The sequence below is a fragment of the Burkholderia sp. FL-7-2-10-S1-D7 genome (assembly GCF_001524185.1).
GTDB lineage: Bacteria > Pseudomonadota > Gammaproteobacteria > Burkholderiales > Burkholderiaceae > Burkholderia > Burkholderia diffusa.
The window spans coordinates 18,670-37,569 of record NZ_LOWY01000094.1; the positions used below are offsets into that span (position 1 = coordinate 18,670).

Annotated in this window: 18 protein-coding genes; 17 read left to right on the forward strand and 1 reads right to left on the reverse strand. The window is 67.7% G+C overall.

Going from position 1 to position 18,900, the window contains the following annotated elements:
* Positions 1–33: 33 nt before the first annotated feature.
* A complete protein-coding gene (locus WS75_RS27795; RefSeq protein WP_059685370.1) occupies positions 34–960 on the reverse strand; it encodes a LysR family transcriptional regulator in 927 nt (308 codons plus the stop codon).
* 139 nt (positions 961–1,099) lie between these two features.
* Between WS75_RS27795 and WS75_RS27800 the strand changes: the two genes are divergently transcribed.
* The 17 genes from WS75_RS27800 (at position 1,100) to WS75_RS27880 (ending at position 18,886) form a co-directional block, all read left to right on the forward strand.
* Positions 1,100–1,576, forward strand: coding sequence for a CidA/LrgA family protein (locus WS75_RS27800; RefSeq protein ID WP_059685372.1), 477 nt, complete (start codon positions 1,100–1,102; stop codon positions 1,574–1,576).
* Between the two features lie 13 nt (positions 1,577–1,589).
* The gene (locus tag WS75_RS27805) at positions 1,590–2,312 is read left to right on the forward strand and encodes an LrgB family protein (protein ID WP_059531328.1); all 723 of its coding nucleotides are present in this window, start codon (positions 1,590–1,592) and stop codon (positions 2,310–2,312) included.
* 179 nt (positions 2,313–2,491) lie between these two features.
* Entirely contained in the window at positions 2,492–3,028 is a 537-nt protein-coding gene (gene fliL, locus WS75_RS27810) for a flagellar basal body-associated protein FliL (RefSeq protein WP_059685374.1), read from the forward strand.
* 22 nt (positions 3,029–3,050) lie between these two features.
* Positions 3,051–4,049: a flagellar motor switch protein FliM gene (fliM, locus tag WS75_RS27815; protein WP_059685376.1), complete on the forward strand. Its 999-nt coding sequence runs from the start codon at positions 3,051–3,053 to the stop codon at positions 4,047–4,049.
* A complete protein-coding gene (gene fliN / locus WS75_RS27820; protein WP_059685379.1) occupies positions 4,042–4,533 on the forward strand; it encodes a flagellar motor switch protein FliN in 492 nt (163 codons plus the stop codon). Before fliM ends, fliN begins: the two co-directional genes overlap by 8 nt.
* 5 nt (positions 4,534–4,538) lie before the next feature.
* Positions 4,539–5,099, forward strand: coding sequence for a flagellar biosynthetic protein FliO (gene fliO, locus WS75_RS27825; protein WP_373558519.1), 561 nt, complete (start codon positions 4,539–4,541; stop codon positions 5,097–5,099).
* A 36-nt stretch (positions 5,100–5,135) separates the two neighbouring features.
* On the forward strand, positions 5,136–5,897 hold the full coding sequence (fliP, locus tag WS75_RS27830) for a flagellar type III secretion system pore protein FliP (protein ID WP_059465943.1): 762 nt from the start codon (positions 5,136–5,138) through the stop codon (positions 5,895–5,897).
* A 16-nt stretch (positions 5,898–5,913) separates the two neighbouring features.
* Positions 5,914–6,186 (forward strand): flagellar biosynthesis protein FliQ, encoded by a 273-nt coding sequence (fliQ, locus tag WS75_RS27835; RefSeq protein WP_006750427.1) that lies wholly within the window; start codon positions 5,914–5,916, stop codon positions 6,184–6,186.
* A gap of 28 nt (positions 6,187–6,214) precedes the next feature.
* Positions 6,215–6,997, forward strand: coding sequence for a flagellar biosynthetic protein FliR (fliR, locus tag WS75_RS27840; RefSeq protein WP_059685385.1), 783 nt, complete (start codon positions 6,215–6,217; stop codon positions 6,995–6,997).
* 166 nt (positions 6,998–7,163) lie between these two features.
* Positions 7,164–8,168: an ABC transporter substrate-binding protein gene (locus WS75_RS27845; RefSeq protein WP_059685422.1), complete on the forward strand. Its 1,005-nt coding sequence runs from the start codon at positions 7,164–7,166 to the stop codon at positions 8,166–8,168.
* Positions 8,169–8,289: 121 nt separating this feature from the next.
* A complete protein-coding gene (locus WS75_RS27850) occupies positions 8,290–9,087 on the forward strand; it encodes an ABC transporter ATP-binding protein (RefSeq protein ID WP_027788757.1) in 798 nt (265 codons plus the stop codon).
* Positions 9,088–9,106: 19 nt separating this feature from the next.
* The gene (locus WS75_RS27855; RefSeq protein WP_156429907.1) at positions 9,107–9,964 is read left to right on the forward strand and encodes an ABC transporter permease; all 858 of its coding nucleotides are present in this window, start codon (positions 9,107–9,109) and stop codon (positions 9,962–9,964) included.
* 73 nt (positions 9,965–10,037) lie between these two features.
* Positions 10,038–11,405: a sensor histidine kinase gene (locus WS75_RS27860; protein WP_059685387.1), complete on the forward strand. Its 1,368-nt coding sequence runs from the start codon at positions 10,038–10,040 to the stop codon at positions 11,403–11,405.
* 12 nt (positions 11,406–11,417) lie between these two features.
* Complete coding sequence (locus WS75_RS27865) at positions 11,418–12,095, forward strand: response regulator (RefSeq protein ID WP_059685389.1); 678 nt, start codon at positions 11,418–11,420, stop codon at positions 12,093–12,095.
* A 275-nt stretch (positions 12,096–12,370) separates the two neighbouring features.
* The gene (locus WS75_RS27870) at positions 12,371–13,501 is read left to right on the forward strand and encodes a porin (RefSeq protein ID WP_059685391.1); all 1,131 of its coding nucleotides are present in this window, start codon (positions 12,371–12,373) and stop codon (positions 13,499–13,501) included.
* 331 nt (positions 13,502–13,832) lie between these two features.
* A complete protein-coding gene (locus WS75_RS27875; protein ID WP_059685393.1) occupies positions 13,833–15,851 on the forward strand; it encodes a site-specific DNA-methyltransferase in 2,019 nt (672 codons plus the stop codon).
* Positions 15,851–18,886, forward strand: a complete 3,036-nt coding sequence (locus WS75_RS27880; RefSeq protein WP_059685394.1) for a type III restriction-modification system endonuclease — start codon at positions 15,851–15,853, stop codon at positions 18,884–18,886. The genes WS75_RS27875 and WS75_RS27880 overlap by 1 nt, the downstream gene beginning before the upstream one ends.
* The last annotated feature ends 14 nt before the right edge of the window (positions 18,887–18,900 follow it).

The following is an 18,900-nucleotide window of genomic DNA, read 5'->3' on the forward strand; positions in this document are numbered from 1 at the left end:
CCCCTTCCGTCGCGGCGGCCGCCGTCGCGGGTCTCACTCCCGCGCCAGCAATCCGCCGAAGGCCAGATCGTCGCCCGACGCGATCGGCAGCGTCGCCCGCGCGACCTCGAGCCATGCACGCGCCGCGTGCGACAGATAACCCTTCTTCAGCCAGCCGAGCGCGATCGCCCACGTGATTTCCGGCTCGACGATCGGCCGGCACGTGAACTGCCGCGCGTCGAGCCGCCGGCAGTACGGCTCCGGCAACAGCGCGATGCCGACGCCCGCGTGCACGAGGGCCGCCATGAAATCCCAGTGCCCGCTGCGGCTCACGATCGACGGCGTGAAGCCGGCCAGCCGGCACGCGTCGAGCACCGCATCGTGCAGCGCGAGGCTCTCCGCGTAGAACACGAACGACTCGCGCGCGAGATCGGCGAGCGGCACGGCCGTGTGGTCCTCCCAGCGCGACTCGCGCGGCGCGACGAGCCATAGCGGCGCGCGCACCATCGGCAGCCGCTCGAACGTGGCGGGATCGACCGGCTCCAGCAGCCCGCCGAGCTCGAGCTCGCCCGACATCAGCGCGGCCTCGATCATCCGCGCGCCCTGCTCGAACAGCTTCAGCTCGATGTTCGGATAACGCTGCTTGTACGCGGCGATGATCGGCGTGAACAGCGACCCGCCGAGCGGCGGAATGCCGATCGTCAGTTCGCCGCGCCCGAGCGTGCCGAGATCCTTCAGCTCCGACTGCAGCTGCGCCTGCGCGGCGAGCACATCCTGGCCGCGCTGGAACACGATCCGCCCCGCGTCGGTCAGCACCATCTGCCGGCCATCGCGCAGCAGCAGCGGCGATCCGATCTCGTCCTCGAGCGCCTTCACCATCTTGCTGATCGTCGGCTGCGTGACGAACAGCCGATCGGCGGCCGCCGTGAAACTCTGCTGACGGACCACCTCGACGAAGTACCGCAGCGCGCGCAATTCCATCGATTACTCCCCAGGTTGGTGCAGCGGACACAACTGAATTCCGAATTGGAATGACAAGGATAGAGACAAGTCATTTTATTTATGGTTAGGGGAAACCCTATACTCACACCATCGACGACATTCCTGTATGGAGCCCGCCATGAACAAGCCGCTCGCCACCGCCGCCGCCCGCCCCGCTGCTTCGGGCAACGTTGCGCGTACGGGCCGGATCGTGCTCCAGGCCGCCGCGCTTGGCGTGCTGTGGATGGCCGTCGACTGGGCCGTGCGCGCGGTCGGGCTGCCGGTGCCGTCCGGCGTGATCGGCCTCGCGGTGCTGCTCGCGCTGCTGTTCTCGGGCCGCGTCGCGCCCGCGTGGGTCAAGGACGGCGCGAACTGGCTGCTGTCCGACATGCTGCTGTTCTTCGTGCCGGCCGCCGTCGCGGCCGTCCAGTACGGCGGTCTGTTCCGCGAGGACGGCTGGCGCATCGCGCTGGTCATGCTCGCCGGCACCGCATTCGTGATGGTCGCGGTGGCGGTGGCGGTCGACCTCGCCGCGAAGCTCGAGCGCCGGCTTGCCGCGCAGCGCGTGTTCGCCGAGCGCCGCCGCGCGCGCCTCGCCGCCGTGACCGCCCACTGAGCCGGAGCCTGCGATGCCTGCGCTGCTGTCGAACCTGTCCGCCGACCAGGTGAATACCGCGATCTCCGTCGGCTGCTTCGTGCTGACGGTCGTCCTGTATTTTGTGTCGAAGCGGCTCTACGCGTACAGGAAGACGCTGCTGTTCTCGCCGCTCGTGTTCGTGCCCGGCGTGCTGGTGCTGCTGGTCCTGCTGACCGGCATCCCGTACTCGGTCTACTTCCGCGACACGCGCTGGCTGATGTGGCTGCTCGGCCCGGCAACGATCGCGTTCGCGGTGCCGATCTACGAGTACCGCGACCTGATCCGCCGCCACTGGCTGTCGCTGTCGGTCGGCGTCGCGGTCGGGATTGGCGCGGGCGTCTGCGGGTCGCTGCTGCTCGCGAAGCTGCTGCACCTGTCGCCCGAGCTGCAGCGCTCGCTGATGACGCGCTCGGTATCGACCCCGTTCGCGCTCGCCGTATCCGACAAGATCCATGCACCGAAGGACCTCACCGCCCTCTTCGTGATCGCGACCGGCATCTGCGGGATGCTGCTCGGCGAAATCGTGCTCGCGCTGGTGCCGATGCGCACGCGGCTCGCGCGCGGCGCGCTGTTCGGCGCGGCCGCCCACGGCGTGGGCACCGCGAAGGCGCGCGAGATCGGCAGCGAGGAAGGCGTCGTGTCGAGCCTCACCATGATGATCGCGGGCGTGGCGATGGTGCTGATCGCGCCGCTCCTGTCGCTGTTGCCGATCTGACGCCACGCGGGCGGGCGCCGCTGTCAGCCCGCTCCGCCTCGCTGCCCCGGCGCCCGCCGGCCGCGCCTCGCCCCGCCGTTCCTACCCTGCATCGAGCCGACACCCGGCCGACAATCGGCTGAGATAGCCGCAATTCCCCCCTCTTTTCCGCCCATCGGGCCCGGCCCGGATGCCGAACAATGCATGCTACGAGACATCACGCACGCATTCACATGGCCTCCACGACCGCAAACCCGACCGCCGACAAGCCGGCTTCGTCCGGCAAGTTCAAGCGCATCGCGCTCATCGCCGTCATCGCGCTGGGCGCGGCCGCCGCCGCCGCGGGCGGCATGTACGTGTTCCTGAGCAAGGCAGGCGTCGGCCATGCGAGCGCGCCCGCCGAACCGGCGCCGCTTGCCGCGCCGGTGTTCTTCCCGCTCGACCCGCTGACCGTGAACCTGCAGTCGGACGACGGCATGCAGCACTACCTGCGCGTCGGCCTGTCGCTGAAGCTCACCGACCCGAAGGCGCAGGAGCAGCTGACCGCGCGCATGCCGGAGATCCGCAGCCGGATCCTGCTCGCGCTGTCGAACAAGCATCCCGAGGAGCTCGCGACGCCGGACGGCAAGCGTTCGCTCGCGACGGAACTGCGGGAGCTGATCGAACAGCCGACGCAGCCGGGCAACCAGCGCGCGAAGGTCGACGACGTGCTGTTCACCGAATTCGTCGTCCAATAACGCGGCCGGACAAGGAGCGCGCATGGGCCACCAGGAGTTCATGTCCCAGGAGGAGGTCGACGCCCTCCTCAAGGGCGTCACGGGCGAAACCGATGCAGTCGACGAGCAGCGCGACACGTCGGGCGTCCGCCCCTACAACATCGCGACGCAGGAGCGGATCGTCCGCGGCCGGATGCCCGGCCTCGAGATCATCAACGACCGCTTCGCGCGCCTCTTGCGGATCGGCATCTTCAACTTCATGCGGCGCACGGCGGAAATCTCCGTGAGCCAGGTGAAGGTGCAGAAGTACAGCGAGTTCACCCGCAACCTGCCGATCCCGACGAACCTGAACCTGGTGCACGTGAAGCCGCTGCGCGGCACGTCGCTGTTCGTGTTCGACCCGAACCTCGTGTTCTTCGTCGTCGACAACCTGTTCGGCGGCGACGGGCGCTTTCACACGCGCGTCGAGGGCCGCGACTTCACGGCCACCGAGCAACGGATCATCGGCAAGCTGCTGAACCTGGTGTTCGAGCACTACACGACCGCGTGGAAGAGCGTGCGGCCGCTGCAGTTCGAATTCGTGCGCTCGGAGATGCATACGCAGTTCGCGAACGTCGCGACGCCGAACGAGATCGTGATCGTCACGCAGTTCTCGATCGAGTTCGGGCCGACGGGCGGCACGCTGCACATCTGCATGCCGTACTCGATGGTCGAGCCGATCCGCGACGTGCTCGCGTCGCCGATCCAGGGCGAGGCGCTCGAGGTCGACCGCCGCTGGGTGCGCGTGCTGTCGCAGCAGGTGCAGTCGGCCGAGGTCGAGCTGAGCGCGGATCTCGCCGAGATCCCGTCGACCTTCGAGAAGATCCTGAACCTGCGTGCGGGCGACGTGCTGCCGCTGGAGATCGAGGACACGATCACCGCGAAGGTCGATGGCGTGCCGGTGATGGAATGCGGCTACGGCATTTTCAATGGTCAATATGCGTTGCGCGTGCAGAAGATGATCAGCGCGGGCGACACGATGAAGGAAGGTGGATATGAGTGAGCTGAACCCGACGCCCGAACTCGACGCGCAGGCGCTTGCCGACGCGGCACTCGCCGAATCGGCCGCAGCCGTGCAGGCGGCGCCCGCCGCGGCGGAAGACGATTCGGGCCTGGACGACTGGGCCGCCGCGCTTGCCGAACAGAACCAGCAGCCGGTGCAGGCGGGCGCGACCGGCGCCGGCGTGTTCCAGCCGCTGTCGAAGGCCGCGGCCAGTTCGACGCACAACGACATCGAGATGATTCTCGACATCCCGGTCAAGATGACCGTGGAACTCGGCCGCACGAAGATCGCGATCCGCAACCTGCTGCAGCTCGCGCAGGGTTCGGTCGTCGAACTCGACGGCCTCGCCGGCGAGCCGATGGACGTGCTCGTGAACGGCTGCCTGATCGCGCAGGGCGAGGTCGTGGTCGTCAACGACAAGTTCGGCATCCGGCTGACCGACATCATCACGCCGGCCGAACGCATCCGGAAGCTGAATCGGTGACCGTCATGAAGTCCGGCCGCGGCATGCATCGTTGGCCGAGCCTGGCGGCGCTGGTCATCGTCGCGTCGTTCGTCTGCGCGCCGGCCGGCGCCGCCGACATGAACGCGGTGAACAACGCCGGCGCCATCGCGTCGAGCGTGACAGTCGGCTCGGCCGTGCCGTCGCTCGGCGTCGGCGCGGTGCTGCAGACGCTCGTCGGGCTCGCGGTCGTGATCGGCCTCGTGTTCGGCTGCGCGTGGCTCGCGCGCCGCTTCGGGTTCCAGCCCGCGCGGCGCGGCGGCCCGCTGAAGGTCGTGTCGAGCGTCGGGCTCGGCGCGAAGGAAAGCGCGACGATCGTCGAGATCGGCGATACCTGGCTCGTGCTCGGCGTCGCACCGGGCAACGTGCGGCTGCTGCATACGCTGCCGGCCGGCTCGGCGGCGGTAACGACGGCGCCGGCTTCGGCCGACGCCTCCGCCCAGGCCGTATCGGACGAACGCGGCCAGAGCGGCACGTTCGGCGCGCGGTTTCGCGACGCGCTCGCGGGCGAAGCCGCGAAGCGCTTCGGGCGCGGCAAGGACCGCTGACATGGCGTCGCGCCCTCTCTCCGTATTCGCATCTCGATGAAACACGAATTCCTGCGTCACGCGGCGCGCTTCGCGCCCGTGCTGATCCTCGGCCTCGCTCCCGCGCTCGCGTGCGCGCAGGCGGCCGGCCTGCCCGCGTTCAACACGAGCCCGGGCCCGAACGGCGGCACCACCTATTCGCTGAGCGTGCAGACGATGCTGCTGCTCACGATGCTGTCGTTCCTGCCGGCGATGCTGCTGATGATGACGAGCTTCACGCGCATCATCATCGTGCTGTCGCTGCTGCGCCAGGCGCTCGGCACCGCGACGACGCCGCCGAACCAGGTTCTGGTCGGCCTCGCGATGTTCCTCACCTTCTTCGTGATGTCGCCGGTGCTCGACCGCGCGTACGCCGACGGCTACAAGCCGTTCTCCGACGGCGCGATGCCGATGGAGCAGGCCGTGCAGCGCGGCGTCGCGCCGTTCAAGAGCTTCATGCTTAAGCAGACCCGCGAGACCGATCTCGCGCTGTTCGCGAAGATTTCGAAGGCCGCGCCGATGCAGGGCCCGGAAGACGTGCCGCTGTCGCTGCTGGTCCCCGCGTTCGTCACGAGCGAGCTGAAGACCGGTTTCCAGATCGGCTTCACGATCTTCATCCCGTTCCTGATCATCGACATGGTCGTCGCGAGCGTGCTGATGTCGATGGGGATGATGATGGTGTCGCCGTCCACCGTGTCGCTGCCGTTCAAGCTGATGCTGTTCGTGCTCGTCGACGGCTGGCAGCTCCTGATCGGCTCGCTCGCGCAGAGCTTCACGTAAGCGGAGGAAGCACGCGATGACGCCCGAACAAGTGATGACGCTGGCGCACCAGGCGATGATGGTCGGCCTGCTGCTGGCTGCCCCGCTGCTGCTGGTCGCGCTCGCGGTCGGCCTCGTCGTGAGCCTGTTCCAGGCCGCGACGCAGATCAACGAATCGACGCTGTCGTTCATCCCGAAGCTGCTCGCAGTGGCCGCGACGCTCGTGATCGCCGGCCCGTGGATGCTGACGACGATGCTCGACTACCTGCGGCAGACGCTGCTGCACGTCGCGACGCTCGGCGCCGGCTGAGCCGCGCGCCCGGCTCCTTTACCCCGCGATGTTCTCGGTCACCTACGCGCAGCTCAACGGCTGGCTGACGGCTTTCCTGTGGCCGTTCGTGCGGATGCTCGCGCTCGTCGCGACGGCGCCCATGGTCGGCCACGCGGCGGTGCCCGTGCGCGTGAAGATCGGCCTCGCCGCGTTCATGGCGCTGGTCGTCGCGCCGACCCTCGGCGCGATGCCGGCCGTCACCATGTTCTCCGCGCAGGGCATCTGGATCGTCGTCACGCAGTTCCTGATCGGCGTGGCGATGGGCTTCACGATGCAGATCGTGTTCGCGGCCGTCGAGGCGGCCGGCGACTTCATCGGCCTGTCGATGGGACTCGGTTTCGCGACCTTCTTCGACCCGCATTCGAACGGCGCGACGCCGGCGATGGGCCGTTTCCTGAACGCGATCGCGATGCTCGCGTTCCTTGCCGTGGACGGCCACCTGCAGGTGTTCGCGGCGCTGGCCGCGTCGTTCCAGTCGCTGCCGGTGTCGGCCGACCTGCTGCACGCGCCCGGCTGGCGCACGGTCGCCGCATTCGGCGCGACCGTGTTCGAGATGGGGCTGCTGCTCGCGCTGCCAGTGGTCGCGGCGCTCCTGATCGCGAACCTCGCGCTCGGGATCCTGAACCGCGCGGCACCTCAGATCGGCATCTTCCAGATCGGCTTTCCGGTCACGATGCTGGTCGGGCTGTTGCTCGTGCAACTGATGATCCCGAACCTCGTGCCGTTCGTGTCGCACCTGTTCGACATGGGGCTCGATGCGATGGGGCGGGTGTTGCTCGGCTGGCGCTGAGCGCGTCCCGCCCCCGTTTCCCGCCCGTTCCGGCCCTTCGTTGCTGGAAAACCCCTAAAGGAATCGCCAATCCACGAAAGGTTGCGGAAGGTTTCGCCTCCCTATACTCGTCGTGACGATGCAGCAAGCATCGCGCCATACGAATACAACGAAGGAGACGACCCCGATGCGACCCATCCTGCGCACCCTCGCCCTTGCAGCCAGCCTGAGCTGCGCGCTCGCCGCTCATCCCGCCTTCGCCGACGACGGCGGCAAGATCACGATCATGGTCGGCGGGATCGCGAAGCTGATCTACCTGCCCGCGCGGCTCACGCAGGAGCTCGGCAACTTCAAGGCCGAAGGGCTCGACGTCGAACTGCTGTCGCAGCCGGCCGGCGTCGATGCCGAGAACGAGCTGCTGGCGGGCGCCGTGCAAGGCGTCGTCGGCTTCTACGACCACACGATCGACCTGCAGAGCAAAGGCAAGGAAGTGAAGGCGATCGCCGTGTTCGGCCAGGTGCCGGGCGAGGTCGAGATGGTGTCGACCAAGGCCGCCCCCACCTTCAAGTCGATGGCCGACGCGAAAGGCAAGACGCTCGGCGTGACCGGCCTCGGCTCGTCGACGAGCTTCCTCACGCAATACCTCGCGCTCGCGCACGGCGTGACGTCGACGCAGTACACGATGCTGCCGGTCGGCGCCGACGCGAGCTTCATCGCCGCGATCAAGCAGGGCCGCATCGACGCCGGGATGACGACCGAGCCGACGGTGTCCGCGCTCGAGAAGATGGGCGACGCGAAGGTGCTGGTCGACATGCGCACCGTCGACGGCACGCGCGCCGCGCTCGGCGGCACCTATCCGGCCGCGAGCCTGTACGTGCAGTCGGCGTGGGCCGATTCGCACAAGGCGGAGGCCACCAAGCTCGCGCACGCATTCGCGAAGACGATGCAGTTCATCCACACGCACAGCGCGGAGGAGATCGCCGCAAAGATGCCGGCCGACTACCAGAAGGACAAGGCGCTGTACGTGTCCGCGCTGAAGGCGTCGCTGCCGATGTACACGGCCGACGCGAAGATGCCGGCCGACGGCCCGGCGACCGTGCTGAAGGTGCTCTCGGCGTTCAACCCGTCGGTGAAGGGCAAGCACATCGACCTGGCGCGCACCTACACCAACGATTTCGTGAACGCGAAGTAATCGATATAGGTACAAGCGCCGGCGGCGGCGATCCCGCCGTCGCGCGTTCCCCGTTCCGGCCCGGCTGACCGGCCCGGCGCCGCCACGATGCGGCGCCTTCCTCACCCGCAGGACGAATGCGATGAATCAGGCAGTTTCCCCAAGCACACCGGCGATCGAGTTTCGCAATGTGTCGTGCCGCTTCATTTCGCCGGAAGGCAAGGCCACCGTCGCGTTGCGCGACTTCAGCATGAGCGTCGCACGCGGCGAGTTCATCGCGATCGTCGGGCCGACCGGCTGCGGCAAGTCGACGACGCTGAACCTGATCACCGGCCTGCTCAAGCCGGCGTCGGGCGAGGTGCGCGTGATGGGCCGCCCGGTCGACGGGATCGACCCGCGCATCGGCTTCGTGTTCCAGGCCGACGCCGTATTCCCGTGGCGCAACGTGATCGACAACGTCGCGGCGGGCCCGCTGTTTCGCGGGCGCTCGAAGGACGTCGCGTACGCGCAGGCCGAGGAATGGATCCGCAAGGTCGGCCTCGACAAGTTTACGAAACACTATCCGCATCAGCTCTCCGGCGGGATGCGCAAGCGCGTCGCGCTCGCGCAGACCTTCATCAACCAGCCGGAAATCCTGCTGATGGACGAGCCGTTCTCCGCGCTCGACATGCAGACCCGCACGCTGATGCAGGACGAACTTCTACAGTTGTGGTCCGCGAACAAGGGCTCGGTCGTGTTCGTCACGCACGACCTCGAGGAGGCGATCGCGCTCGCCGACCGCGTGTTCGTGCTGACCGCGCGCCCCGCGACGCTCAAGCGCGTGTATGAAATCGACCTGCCGCGCCCGCGCGTCACGTCGGAGATTCGCTACGACACGCGCTTCATCGAAATTTCCAAGGACATCTGGCACGACCTGCGCGAAGAAGTGCAGATCGGCTGACAGCAGCAAGGACAGGAGCATGACCGACATGACGCTTCCCCCCACCGCCATTCCGGCACCGTCGCTCGAGGACGAGTCGCGCGCCGCTCAAACCCGGCTACGTCGCCGCCGGCAACTGATCATCGGCCTGCGGATCGCCGTGCTCGTGCTCGTGCTGGGCGGCTGGGAACTCGCCGCGCGGCTCAAGTGGATCGATCCGTTCTTCTTCTCGCAGCCGACGCTGATCTTCGCGCAGCTCCAGGACTGGTTCGCGAACGGCACGTCGCAGGGCCCGCTGCTCACGCAGGTATGGGTCACGCTCGAGGAAACCGGCATCGGCTTCGTGATCGGCTCGGTCGCCGGCGTGATCTGCGGGATCGTGCTCGGCCGCAACAAGCTGATGGCCGACGTGTTCGGCCTCTACATCCAGATCGCGAACTCGATTCCGCGCGTCGTGCTCGGCTCGATCTTCGTGATCGCGCTCGGCCTCGGGATGGCGTCGAAGATCGCGCTGGCCGTCGTGATGGTGTTCTTCGTCGTGTTCGGCAACGCGTTCCAGGGCGTGCGCGAAGCCGACCGCTACCTGATCGCGAACGCGCAGATCCTCGGCGCGTCGCGCCGGCAGATCACCACGTCGGTCGTGATCCCGTCCGCGCTCTCGTGGATTCTGGCAAGCCTGCACGTGAGCTTCGGCTTCGCGCTGGTCGGTGCGGTCGTCGGCGAATTCCTGGGTTCCAAGCAGGGCATCGGCCTGCTAATCTCCACCGCCCAGGGCGCGTTCAACGCGAGCGGCGTGTTCGCGGCGATGATCGTGCTGGCCGTGGTCGCGCTGGCCGCCGACTACCTGCTGACCTGGCTCGAGAAGCGCTTGCTCAAGTGGCGCCCCGCCGCGTTCTGAGCAGCGCACGCATCCGATGACACGCCCGAACCGCGCCGGTTGCCCCGGCGCGGTTCGGCATTGAGGAGAAGGAATGGCGCACAGCCTGCGCGGACGGCTCTTGTGGTGGCTGCTGTTGCCGCTCGCGGTGTTCGTGCTGATCGCGGGCGCGATGTCGTACGACACCGCGCGGACCACGGCCGGGCTCGTGCAGGACAGCGCGCTCGTCGCGTCCGCGCGCACGATCGGCGAGGACGTCGAATGGCGCGACGGCTATCTGGCGGCCGACGTGCCGCCCGCCGCGCTGGAGATCTTCGAGTCGCCGTCGGCCGATTCGGTCTACTACAAGGTGGTCGACAGCAGCGAGCGCCTGCTCGCCGGCAATCCGGCACTCGCCCTGCCCGAACGGCACGGCATCGAGCCGACGCTGTACGACACGGCGCTCGACGGCGTGCCGCTGCGCGCGGTGGTCTACGACCGCCAGCTGTACAACGAGGGCAAGATCGAGACGGTCACGGTGGTCGTCGCGAAGACAACGCGCTCGTACGACGCGATGATCGCGACGATCTGGCGGCCGCAGCTCGTGCGCCTGTCGCTGATGCTGGTGCTCGCGGTCGTGCTCGTCTATCTGGGCCTCACGCTCGAGCTGCGCCCGCTGATGAAGCTGAAGGACGACGTCGCCGACCGCGGGCCGATGGAACTGGAGCCGATTCGCCCGGAGCGGCTGCAGCACGAGCTGCGGCCGATCGTCGACGCGATCAACCAGTGCATCGCGCGGCTCAATACGCACACGGCCACGCAGCGCCGCTTCATCGCCGACGCTGCGCACCAGCTGCGGACGCCGATCGCCGTGCTCGACACGCAGATCCAGTACGCGCAGCAGCGCGAGCACAATGATGCGGAACTCGCGTCGGTGCTCGACAGCATGCAGCGCAGCAGCCGCAAGATGGCCGACGTGACCGACAAGCTGCTGCTGCTCGCGCACGCGGAAGCGACGCCGTCGACGCTGCTCACGCATCGCGTCGATCTCGCCGCCGTCGTGTCGAGCGTGCTGGAGGAAACGATCGTGCTCGCGCAGCAGCGCGACATCGATCTCGGCGCCGATCTCGGCGAACGGCTCGACGTCGCGGGCAGCGACAGCCTGCTGACCGCGCTGGTGATGAACCTCGTCGACAACGCGGTGCGCTATACGCAGCCGGGCGGCTGCGTGACGGTCGCCGCGCGGCGAGACGGCGACGCCGTCGTGCTCGACGTGGTCGACAACGGCCCCGGCATTCCGGCCGAGGCGCGACCGCACGTGTTCAAGCGGTTTTACCGCGTGTCGGCCGACACCGAAGGCTCGGGCCTGGGCCTCGCGATCGTCCGCGAGATCGCGCAGGCGCATGGCGGCAGCGCGTCGCTCGCGCCGGGGCCCGGCAATCGCGGTATCGTCGTGACCGTGCGGCTGCCCGCATACGCCTGAAGAGAAGTTGCCATGAAACTCCTGCTGGTTGAAGACAACGCCGAACTCGCGCACTGGATCGTGAACCTGCTGCGCGGCGAGGACTTCGCGGTCGACTGCGTCGGCGACGGCGAACGCGCGGACACGGTATTGAAGACCGAACGCTACGACGCGGTGCTGCTCGACATGCGGCTGCCGGGCATCAGCGGCAAGGAAGTGCTCGCGCGATTGCGGCGCCGCAACGACAACGTGCCGGTGCTGATGCTGACCGCGCACGGCTCGGTCGACGACAAGGTCGACTGCTTCGGCGCGGGCGCCGACGACTACGTGGTCAAGCCGTTCGAGTCGCGCGAGCTGGTCGCGCGGATTCGCGCGCTGATTCGCCGGCAGGCGGGCGTCGGCACGACGCAGCTCGTGTGCGGCGATCTCGTCTACGCGTTCGGCACGCGCGAATTCCGTTGTGGGGGCACGGTGCTCGCGCTGCGTCGCCGCGAGCATGCGATTCTCGAAACGCTGATGCTGCAGCAGAACAAGACGGTGTCGAAGGTGCGGCTGATGGACAGCGTGTTCGCGCTCGACGACGAACCGAGCGCGGATGCGATCGACATCTACATCCACCGGCTGCGCAAGCATCTTGCGGGCTGCACGGCCGAGATCATCACGCTGCGCGGGCTCGGCTACATCCTGCGCGAGAAGAACGCGCAGGACTGACGCCCTGCCTCCAGGTTCGATTCGTAGCCCGTAACGTGTCGGCAGCCCGCAGGCTGCCGGCCAGGCTCGCGCTCGCCTGCCTGCCTGCCCGATTCGCGATCATTGCGCGTTCGGTGTTTTCACCGATCCGATTCTTTCCTCCGGGAAAGCGGCGTGAAGGATTGCACCCTCTACGATGCTACACGCCGGCCCCCTCGCTGTGGCCGGCAACATCCGGCATACATTACGTACTGCCGACAAACAGATTTCAATGCGGCAGCTCGGAGGAGACGATCTTGAAACGAAAAACCCTTGCCCTTTCCATCGCGGCGGCAGGCCTGTGCGCCGGCACCCAGGCGCACGCGCAGTCGAGCGTGCAGCTCTATGGCCTGATGGACCTGAGCTTTCCGACCTATCGTACCCACGCCGACGCGAACGGCAATCACGTGATCGGCATGGGCAACGAAGGTGAACCGTGGTTCAGCGGCAGCCGCTGGGGCCTGCGAGGCGCCGAAGACATCGGCGGCGGCACGAAGATCATCTTCCGCCTCGAAAGCGAATTCGTGGTCGCGAACGGCCAGATGGAAGACGAAGGCCAGATCTTCGACCGCGACGCGTGGGTCGGCGTCGAGGACGAGCGCTTCGGCAAGCTGACGGCCGGCTTCCAGAACACGATCGCGCGCGACGCATCGGCGATCTACGGCGACGCGTACGGTTCCGCGAAGCTCACGACCGAGGAAGGCGGCTGGACCAACTCGAACAACTTCAAGCAGATGATCTTCTACGCGGCCGGCCCGACCGGCACGCGCTACAACAACGGCCTCGCGTGGAAGAAGCTGTTCAGCAACGGCATCTTCGCGAGCGCCGGCTACCAGTTCAGCAACTCGACCGCGTTCGCGACCGGCTCCGCGTACCAGGTCGCGCTCGGCTACAACGGCGGGCCGTTCACCGTGTCGGGCTTCTACAACCACGTGAATCACGACGGCTTCACGAACCAGACGTTCTCCGTCGGCGGCAACTACGCGTTCAGCATCGTGCGCCTGAATGCCGGCTACTTCCGCTACAACGGCGACCAAGGCTCGCTCGGCCAGCGGCACGACGATTCGTGGACCGTGTCGATGAAGATCGCGCCGAAGGGCCCGCTCGATTACGAACTCGGCTACCAGCAGATGCGCGTCAAGAACGCCGCGTACAACTCGGACGGCTTCGTGCCGAACGCGAACCTCGGTGCGTTCAGCCTGACGAACGGCGTCGGCAACGGCTTCAAGGAGACGATCTACGGGTCGGTGTTCTATCACCTGAGCAAGCGCACCGAGCTGTACCTGGCCGGCGACTACATGAAGCTGCATGGCGGCTACACGGTGTCGTCGACGTTCGGCGCGAAGAACCAGCTCGAACTGACCTCGGGCATCCGCACGCGTTTCTGACCCCGCGGCCGGGGCGCGCCCCGGCCTTACCTTCGTTCGGGATTCTCCATACGGGCACGCCGGCGCACTGCGCTGAACGTGCCCTTTTTTCGTCGTTGTCGGCCGGTGCGGGGTATCCCGGAAGCCCCATGTGCGCGGCGCCGCGACAACCCGGCCCGAAGCCGCTTGCGGCCCGTCGGACGGGCGATCGCGGCCGATGCCCGCACGATCGCCTCACATCGGTGCTTGACCTGCGCCGACCGACTCGCTAGCGTTTCGGGTTTGCCCGGGTGGCCATTGCCGCCGGTGCCGTGAGTGCGCCCGACGTCCTGGCGCACACGGCCGGGCTCCGATGGAAAAAACGATGCAGAAACTCGATGCGGCGAGCCCGCAGGCGATGTCGACGGATTTCACCGCCGACAACGTCGCGCGCCTGAAGGCGCTGTTCCCCGAACTCGTGACCGAAGGCCCGAACGGCGCGTCGGTCGACGTCGACGTGCTGAAGGCGCTGGTCGGCGAGCGCACCGTCGGCGACGCCGACGAGCGCTACGGCTTCCACTGGCACGGCAAGCGCAGCGCGCGCCAGGCCGCGCTCACGCCGTCGACGGGCACGCTGCGTCCGTGTCCCGGCGACAGCGTCGCGTGGGACGACACGCGCCATCTCGTGATCGAGGGCGACAACCTCGACGTGATGAAGCTGCTGCACAAGAGCTACGCGGGCAAGGTGAAGCTCGTCTACATCGACCCGCCGTACAACACCGGCAGCGATTTCGTCTATCCGGACGACTTCAGCGACAGCATCCGCCACTACCTGGCGATGACGGGCCAGACCGAAGGCGGCGTGAAGCGCAGCACCAACACCGAGGCGAACGGCCGGTTCCACACCGACTGGCTGAACATGATGTATCCGCGCCTGAAGCTCGCGCACGCGCTGCTGTCCGACGAAGGGCTGATCGCCGTGCACATCGACGAGCATGAAGTGCATGCGCTCGTGCTGATGCTGCGCGAGATCTTCGGCGAGGAGAACGAGCTCGGCGTCGCCGTGTGGGACAAGCGCAACCCGAAGGGCGATGCGCGCGGTGTCGCGTACCAGCACGAATCGCTGGTGCTGTTCGCGCGCAACGCCGAGACGCTGCTCGAGCAGGCGCCGCTGAAGCGCCCGAAGCGCAACGCGCAGCGCATGCTGGATGCCGCGCACGACGCGATGTACCGCAGCGGCAACGTGAAGGATGCGCAAAAGGCCTACCGCGCATGGATGAAGGCGCAGACCAACCTGTCGGGCGGCGAGGTGATGTACGACCGGCTGTCGGCCGACGGGCGCGTGTACCGCCTCGTGTCGATGGCATGGCCGAACAAGAAGAAGGCGCCGGAAGAGTATTTCACGCCGCTGATCCACCCCGTCACCGGCAAGCCGTGCGCGATGCCGGCGCGCGGCTGGCGCAACCCGCCCGCGACGATGCAGGCGCTGATCGAGCGCGGCCAGATCGAATTCGGTCCGGATGAAACCACGCAGCCGCAGCGGATCTACTACCTCGACGAGAACATGTACGAGAACGTGCCGTCGGTGCTGCCGTTCGCCGGTTCCGACGACGCGCTGCTGAAGACGCTCGGCATCCCGTTCGACCAGCCGAAGCCGGTCGATTTCGCGGCGGCCGTGATCGGCTGGTGCACGCGCGGCGACGACATCGTGCTCGACTGCTTCGCCGGCTCCGGCTCGACCGGCCACGCGGTGATGCAGGTGAACGCGACCGACGGCGGCGCGCGCCGCTACATCCTCGTGCAACTGCCCGAGGCGCTCGACCGCCGCGACAAGACGCAGCTGGCGGCCGCCGATTTCTGCGCGAAGCTGAAGAAGCCGCAGACGCTCGCCGAAATCACGAAGGAGCGCCTGCGCCGCGCGGCCCAGCAAGTGGCGCGCGACTATCCGGAAAGCTATGGCGACCTGGGCTTTCGCGTGTACCGGCTCGACACGACCAACGTGATCGAGTGGGATCCGCGCCGCGACGATTTCGACCATGCGCTCTTCGCGTCCGTCGAGCACGTGAAGACCGGCCGCAGCGAGGACGACCTGCTCGCCGAGCTGACGCTGAAGCTCGGCCTCGACCTGTGCACGCCGGTCGAGCATCACCCGATCGCAGGCAAGACCGTGCACCTGATCGGCCGCTCGATCGTCGCGTGCTTCGATGCGCGCATTTCGCGCGACGACGCGGGCCCGCTCGCCGACGGCATCGTCGAACTGCTCGACGCGACCGGCGCGACGCGCGATGTCACGTGCCTGTTCCGCGACAGCGGCTTCGTCGACGACGTCGCGAAGCTCAATCTCGCCGCGCTGCTCGAACAGCATGGCGTGAAGCGCGTGCGGAGCCTGTGATGCGGCTGCATTTCGAAGCGGATCTCGACTACCAGCGCGAGGCGATCGACGCCGTCTGCGACCTGTTTCGCGGCCAGGAATCGTATCGCGGCGACTTCAGCGTGCTCGCGAACGCCGCGCCCGGCACCACGGCCGCGGCTCAAGGCTCGCTCGGCTTCGCGGTGTCGGAGCAAGGCGTCGGCAACCGGCTGTCGCTGACCGACGACGCGCTCGCGCGCAACCTCGCCGACGTGCAGCTGCGCGGCGGGCTGCCGCCGTCCGGCTTGCCCGGCTCACGCGACTTCACCGTCGAGATGGAAACCGGCACCGGCAAGACCTACGTGTATCTGCGCACGATCTTCGAGCTGAACCGCCGCTACGGCTTCACGAAGTTCGTGATCGTCGTGCCGTCGATCGCGATCAAGGAAGGCGTGCACAAGACGCTTTCGATCACCGAGGACCATTTCCGCGCGCTGTACGCGGGCGTGCCGTACGACTACTTCCTGTACGACTCCGCGAAGCTCGGCCAGGTGCGCCACTTCGCGGCGAGCGCGGCGATCCAGATCATGGTGATGACGGTCGCCGCGATCAACAAGAAAGAGATCAACAACCTCTACAAGGACAGCGAGAAGACCGGCGGCGAGAAGCCGATCGACCTGATCCGCGCGACGAGGCCGATCGTGATCGTCGACGAGCCGCAAAGCGTCGACGGCGGGCTCGAGGGGCGCGGGCGCGAAGCGCTCGCCGCGATGGCGCCGCTCTGCACGCTGCGTTATTCGGCGACGCACGTCGACCGCCACCACATGGTGTACCGGCTCGACGCGGTCGACGCGTATGAGCGCAAGCTGGTCAAGCAGATCGAGATCGCGTCGGCGATCGTCGAGGACGCGCACAACAAGCCGTACGTGCGGCTCGTCAGCGTGTCGAACCGGCGCGGCGCGATCAGCGCGCGCATCGAGCTCGACGTCGCGACCGCTGCCGGCGTGAAGCGCCAGATCGTGTCGGCCACCGACGGCGACGATCTCGAACGCCTGACCAAGCGCGCGCTGTACGCGGGGCTGCGGATCGGCGAGGTGCATGCGGTGAAGGGCGCCGAATACATCGAGCTGCGCCATCCGGAAGGCGAGGCGTTCCTGTCGCTCGGCGAGGCGTTCGGCGACATCGACACGCTCGCCGTGCAGCGCGAGATGATCCGCCGCACGATCCGCGAGCACCTCGACAAGGAATTGCGTCTGGCCGAGCGTGGTGTGAAGGTGCTGTCGCTGTTCTTCGTCGATTCGGTCGAGCGGTATCGCCGCTACGACGAGAACGGGATGCCGGTGAAGGGCGACTACGCGCTGATCTTCGAAGAGGAATATGCGCGCGCGGCGCGCGTGCCGGCCTACCGTGCGCTGTTCGACGGCGTCGACGTCGCGCTCGAAGTCGAGCGCGCGCACAACGGCTACTTCTCGATCGACCGCAAGGGCGGCTGGACCGACACGAGCGAAAGCAGCGCCGCGGCCCGCGAGAACGCGGAGCGCGCATACGGCCTCATCATGCGCGAGAAGGAAGCGCTGCTGTCGTTCGACACGCCGCTGAAGTTCATCTTCTCGCACTCGGCGCTGAAGGAAGGCTGGGACAACCCGAACGTGTTCCAGATCTGCACGCTGCGCGACATCCAGACCGAACGCGAGCGGCGCCAGACGCTCGGCCGCGGGCTGCGCCTCGCGGTCGACCAGGACGGCGAACGCGTGCGCGACCCGGGCGTGAACACGCTCACCGTGATCGCGACCGAGCGCTACGAGTCGTTCGCGGAGAACCTGCAGAAGGAAATCGAGGCCGATACGGGCATCCGTTTCGGGATCGTCGAGGAACACCAGTTCGCGGCACTGCCGGTGCAGGAAGGCGACGGGCCCGCGCACGCGCTCGGCATCGAGCTGTCGCGCGCGCTGTGGACGCATCTGCATGAGCAGGGCTACGTCGACGCGCAAGGCAAGGTGCTCGACCGGCTGAAGGATGCGCTGCGCCAGAGCGCGCTCGTGCTGCCCGACGCGTTCGAGTCGCTGCGTGCGCCGATCGTCGCGACGCTGCGCAAGCTGTCGGGCCGCTTCGCGGTGCGCAATGCGGACGAGCGTCGCGCGATCGCGTTGCGGCGCGATGCATCGGGCAAGGCCGTCGTGTTCGGCGACGACTTCCGGGCATTGTGGGACCGCATCCGCCATCGCACCGTGTACAGCGTCGAGTTCGACAACGCGAAGCTCGTGCGCGATTGCACGGCCGCGCTGCGCGACGCGCCGGACATCGCGCGCGCACGGCTGCAGTGGCGCAAGGCCGAGATCGATATCGGCAAGGCCGGCATCGAGGCGATCGAGGTGGCGGGCGCCGGCACGGTGCTGATCGACGAAGGCGAGTTGCCGCTTCCCGACCTGCTCACCGAACTGCAGGACCGCACGCAGCTCACGCGCCGCTCTCTCGCGACGATTCTGGCCGACAGCGGCCGGCTCGACGACTTCCGCGTGAATCCGCAGCAGTTCATCGCGCTGGCCGCCGATGCGATCAACCGCTGCAAGCGGCTCGCGCTGGTTGCGGGCATCGCGTACCGCAAGCTTGGCGAGCGCCACGTACATGCGCTCGAGTCGTTCGAGAGCGAGGCGCTGACCGGCTACCTGCGCAACCTGCGGCCCGATGCGCGGAAGTCGATCCACGAGGCCGTCGTGTGCGAGACCGACGCGGAGCGTGCATTCGCCGATGCGCTCGAAGCGCACGACGGCGTGAAGCTGTACGCGAAGCTGCCCGCGTGGTTCCGCGTGCCGACGCCGCTCGGCAGCTATCACCCGGACTGGGCGGTGCTCGCGGAGCAGGACGGCGGCGAGCGGCTGTATTTCGTCGTCGATACGCCGAATGCCGACGGCGACGTGACGAGCGAGCACGAGCGCGCGAAGCTCGCGTGCGGCGAGGCGCATTTCCGTGCGCTGGTGGACGGCGGAGAGGCCGCGCGGTTCGTGCGCGTCAGGCAAGCCGATGCGTTGTTCGAGCCGGGTGCAGCCGTCGCGCCGCTGGCGCGCGCGGGACGCTGAAACGAAGGGCGGCG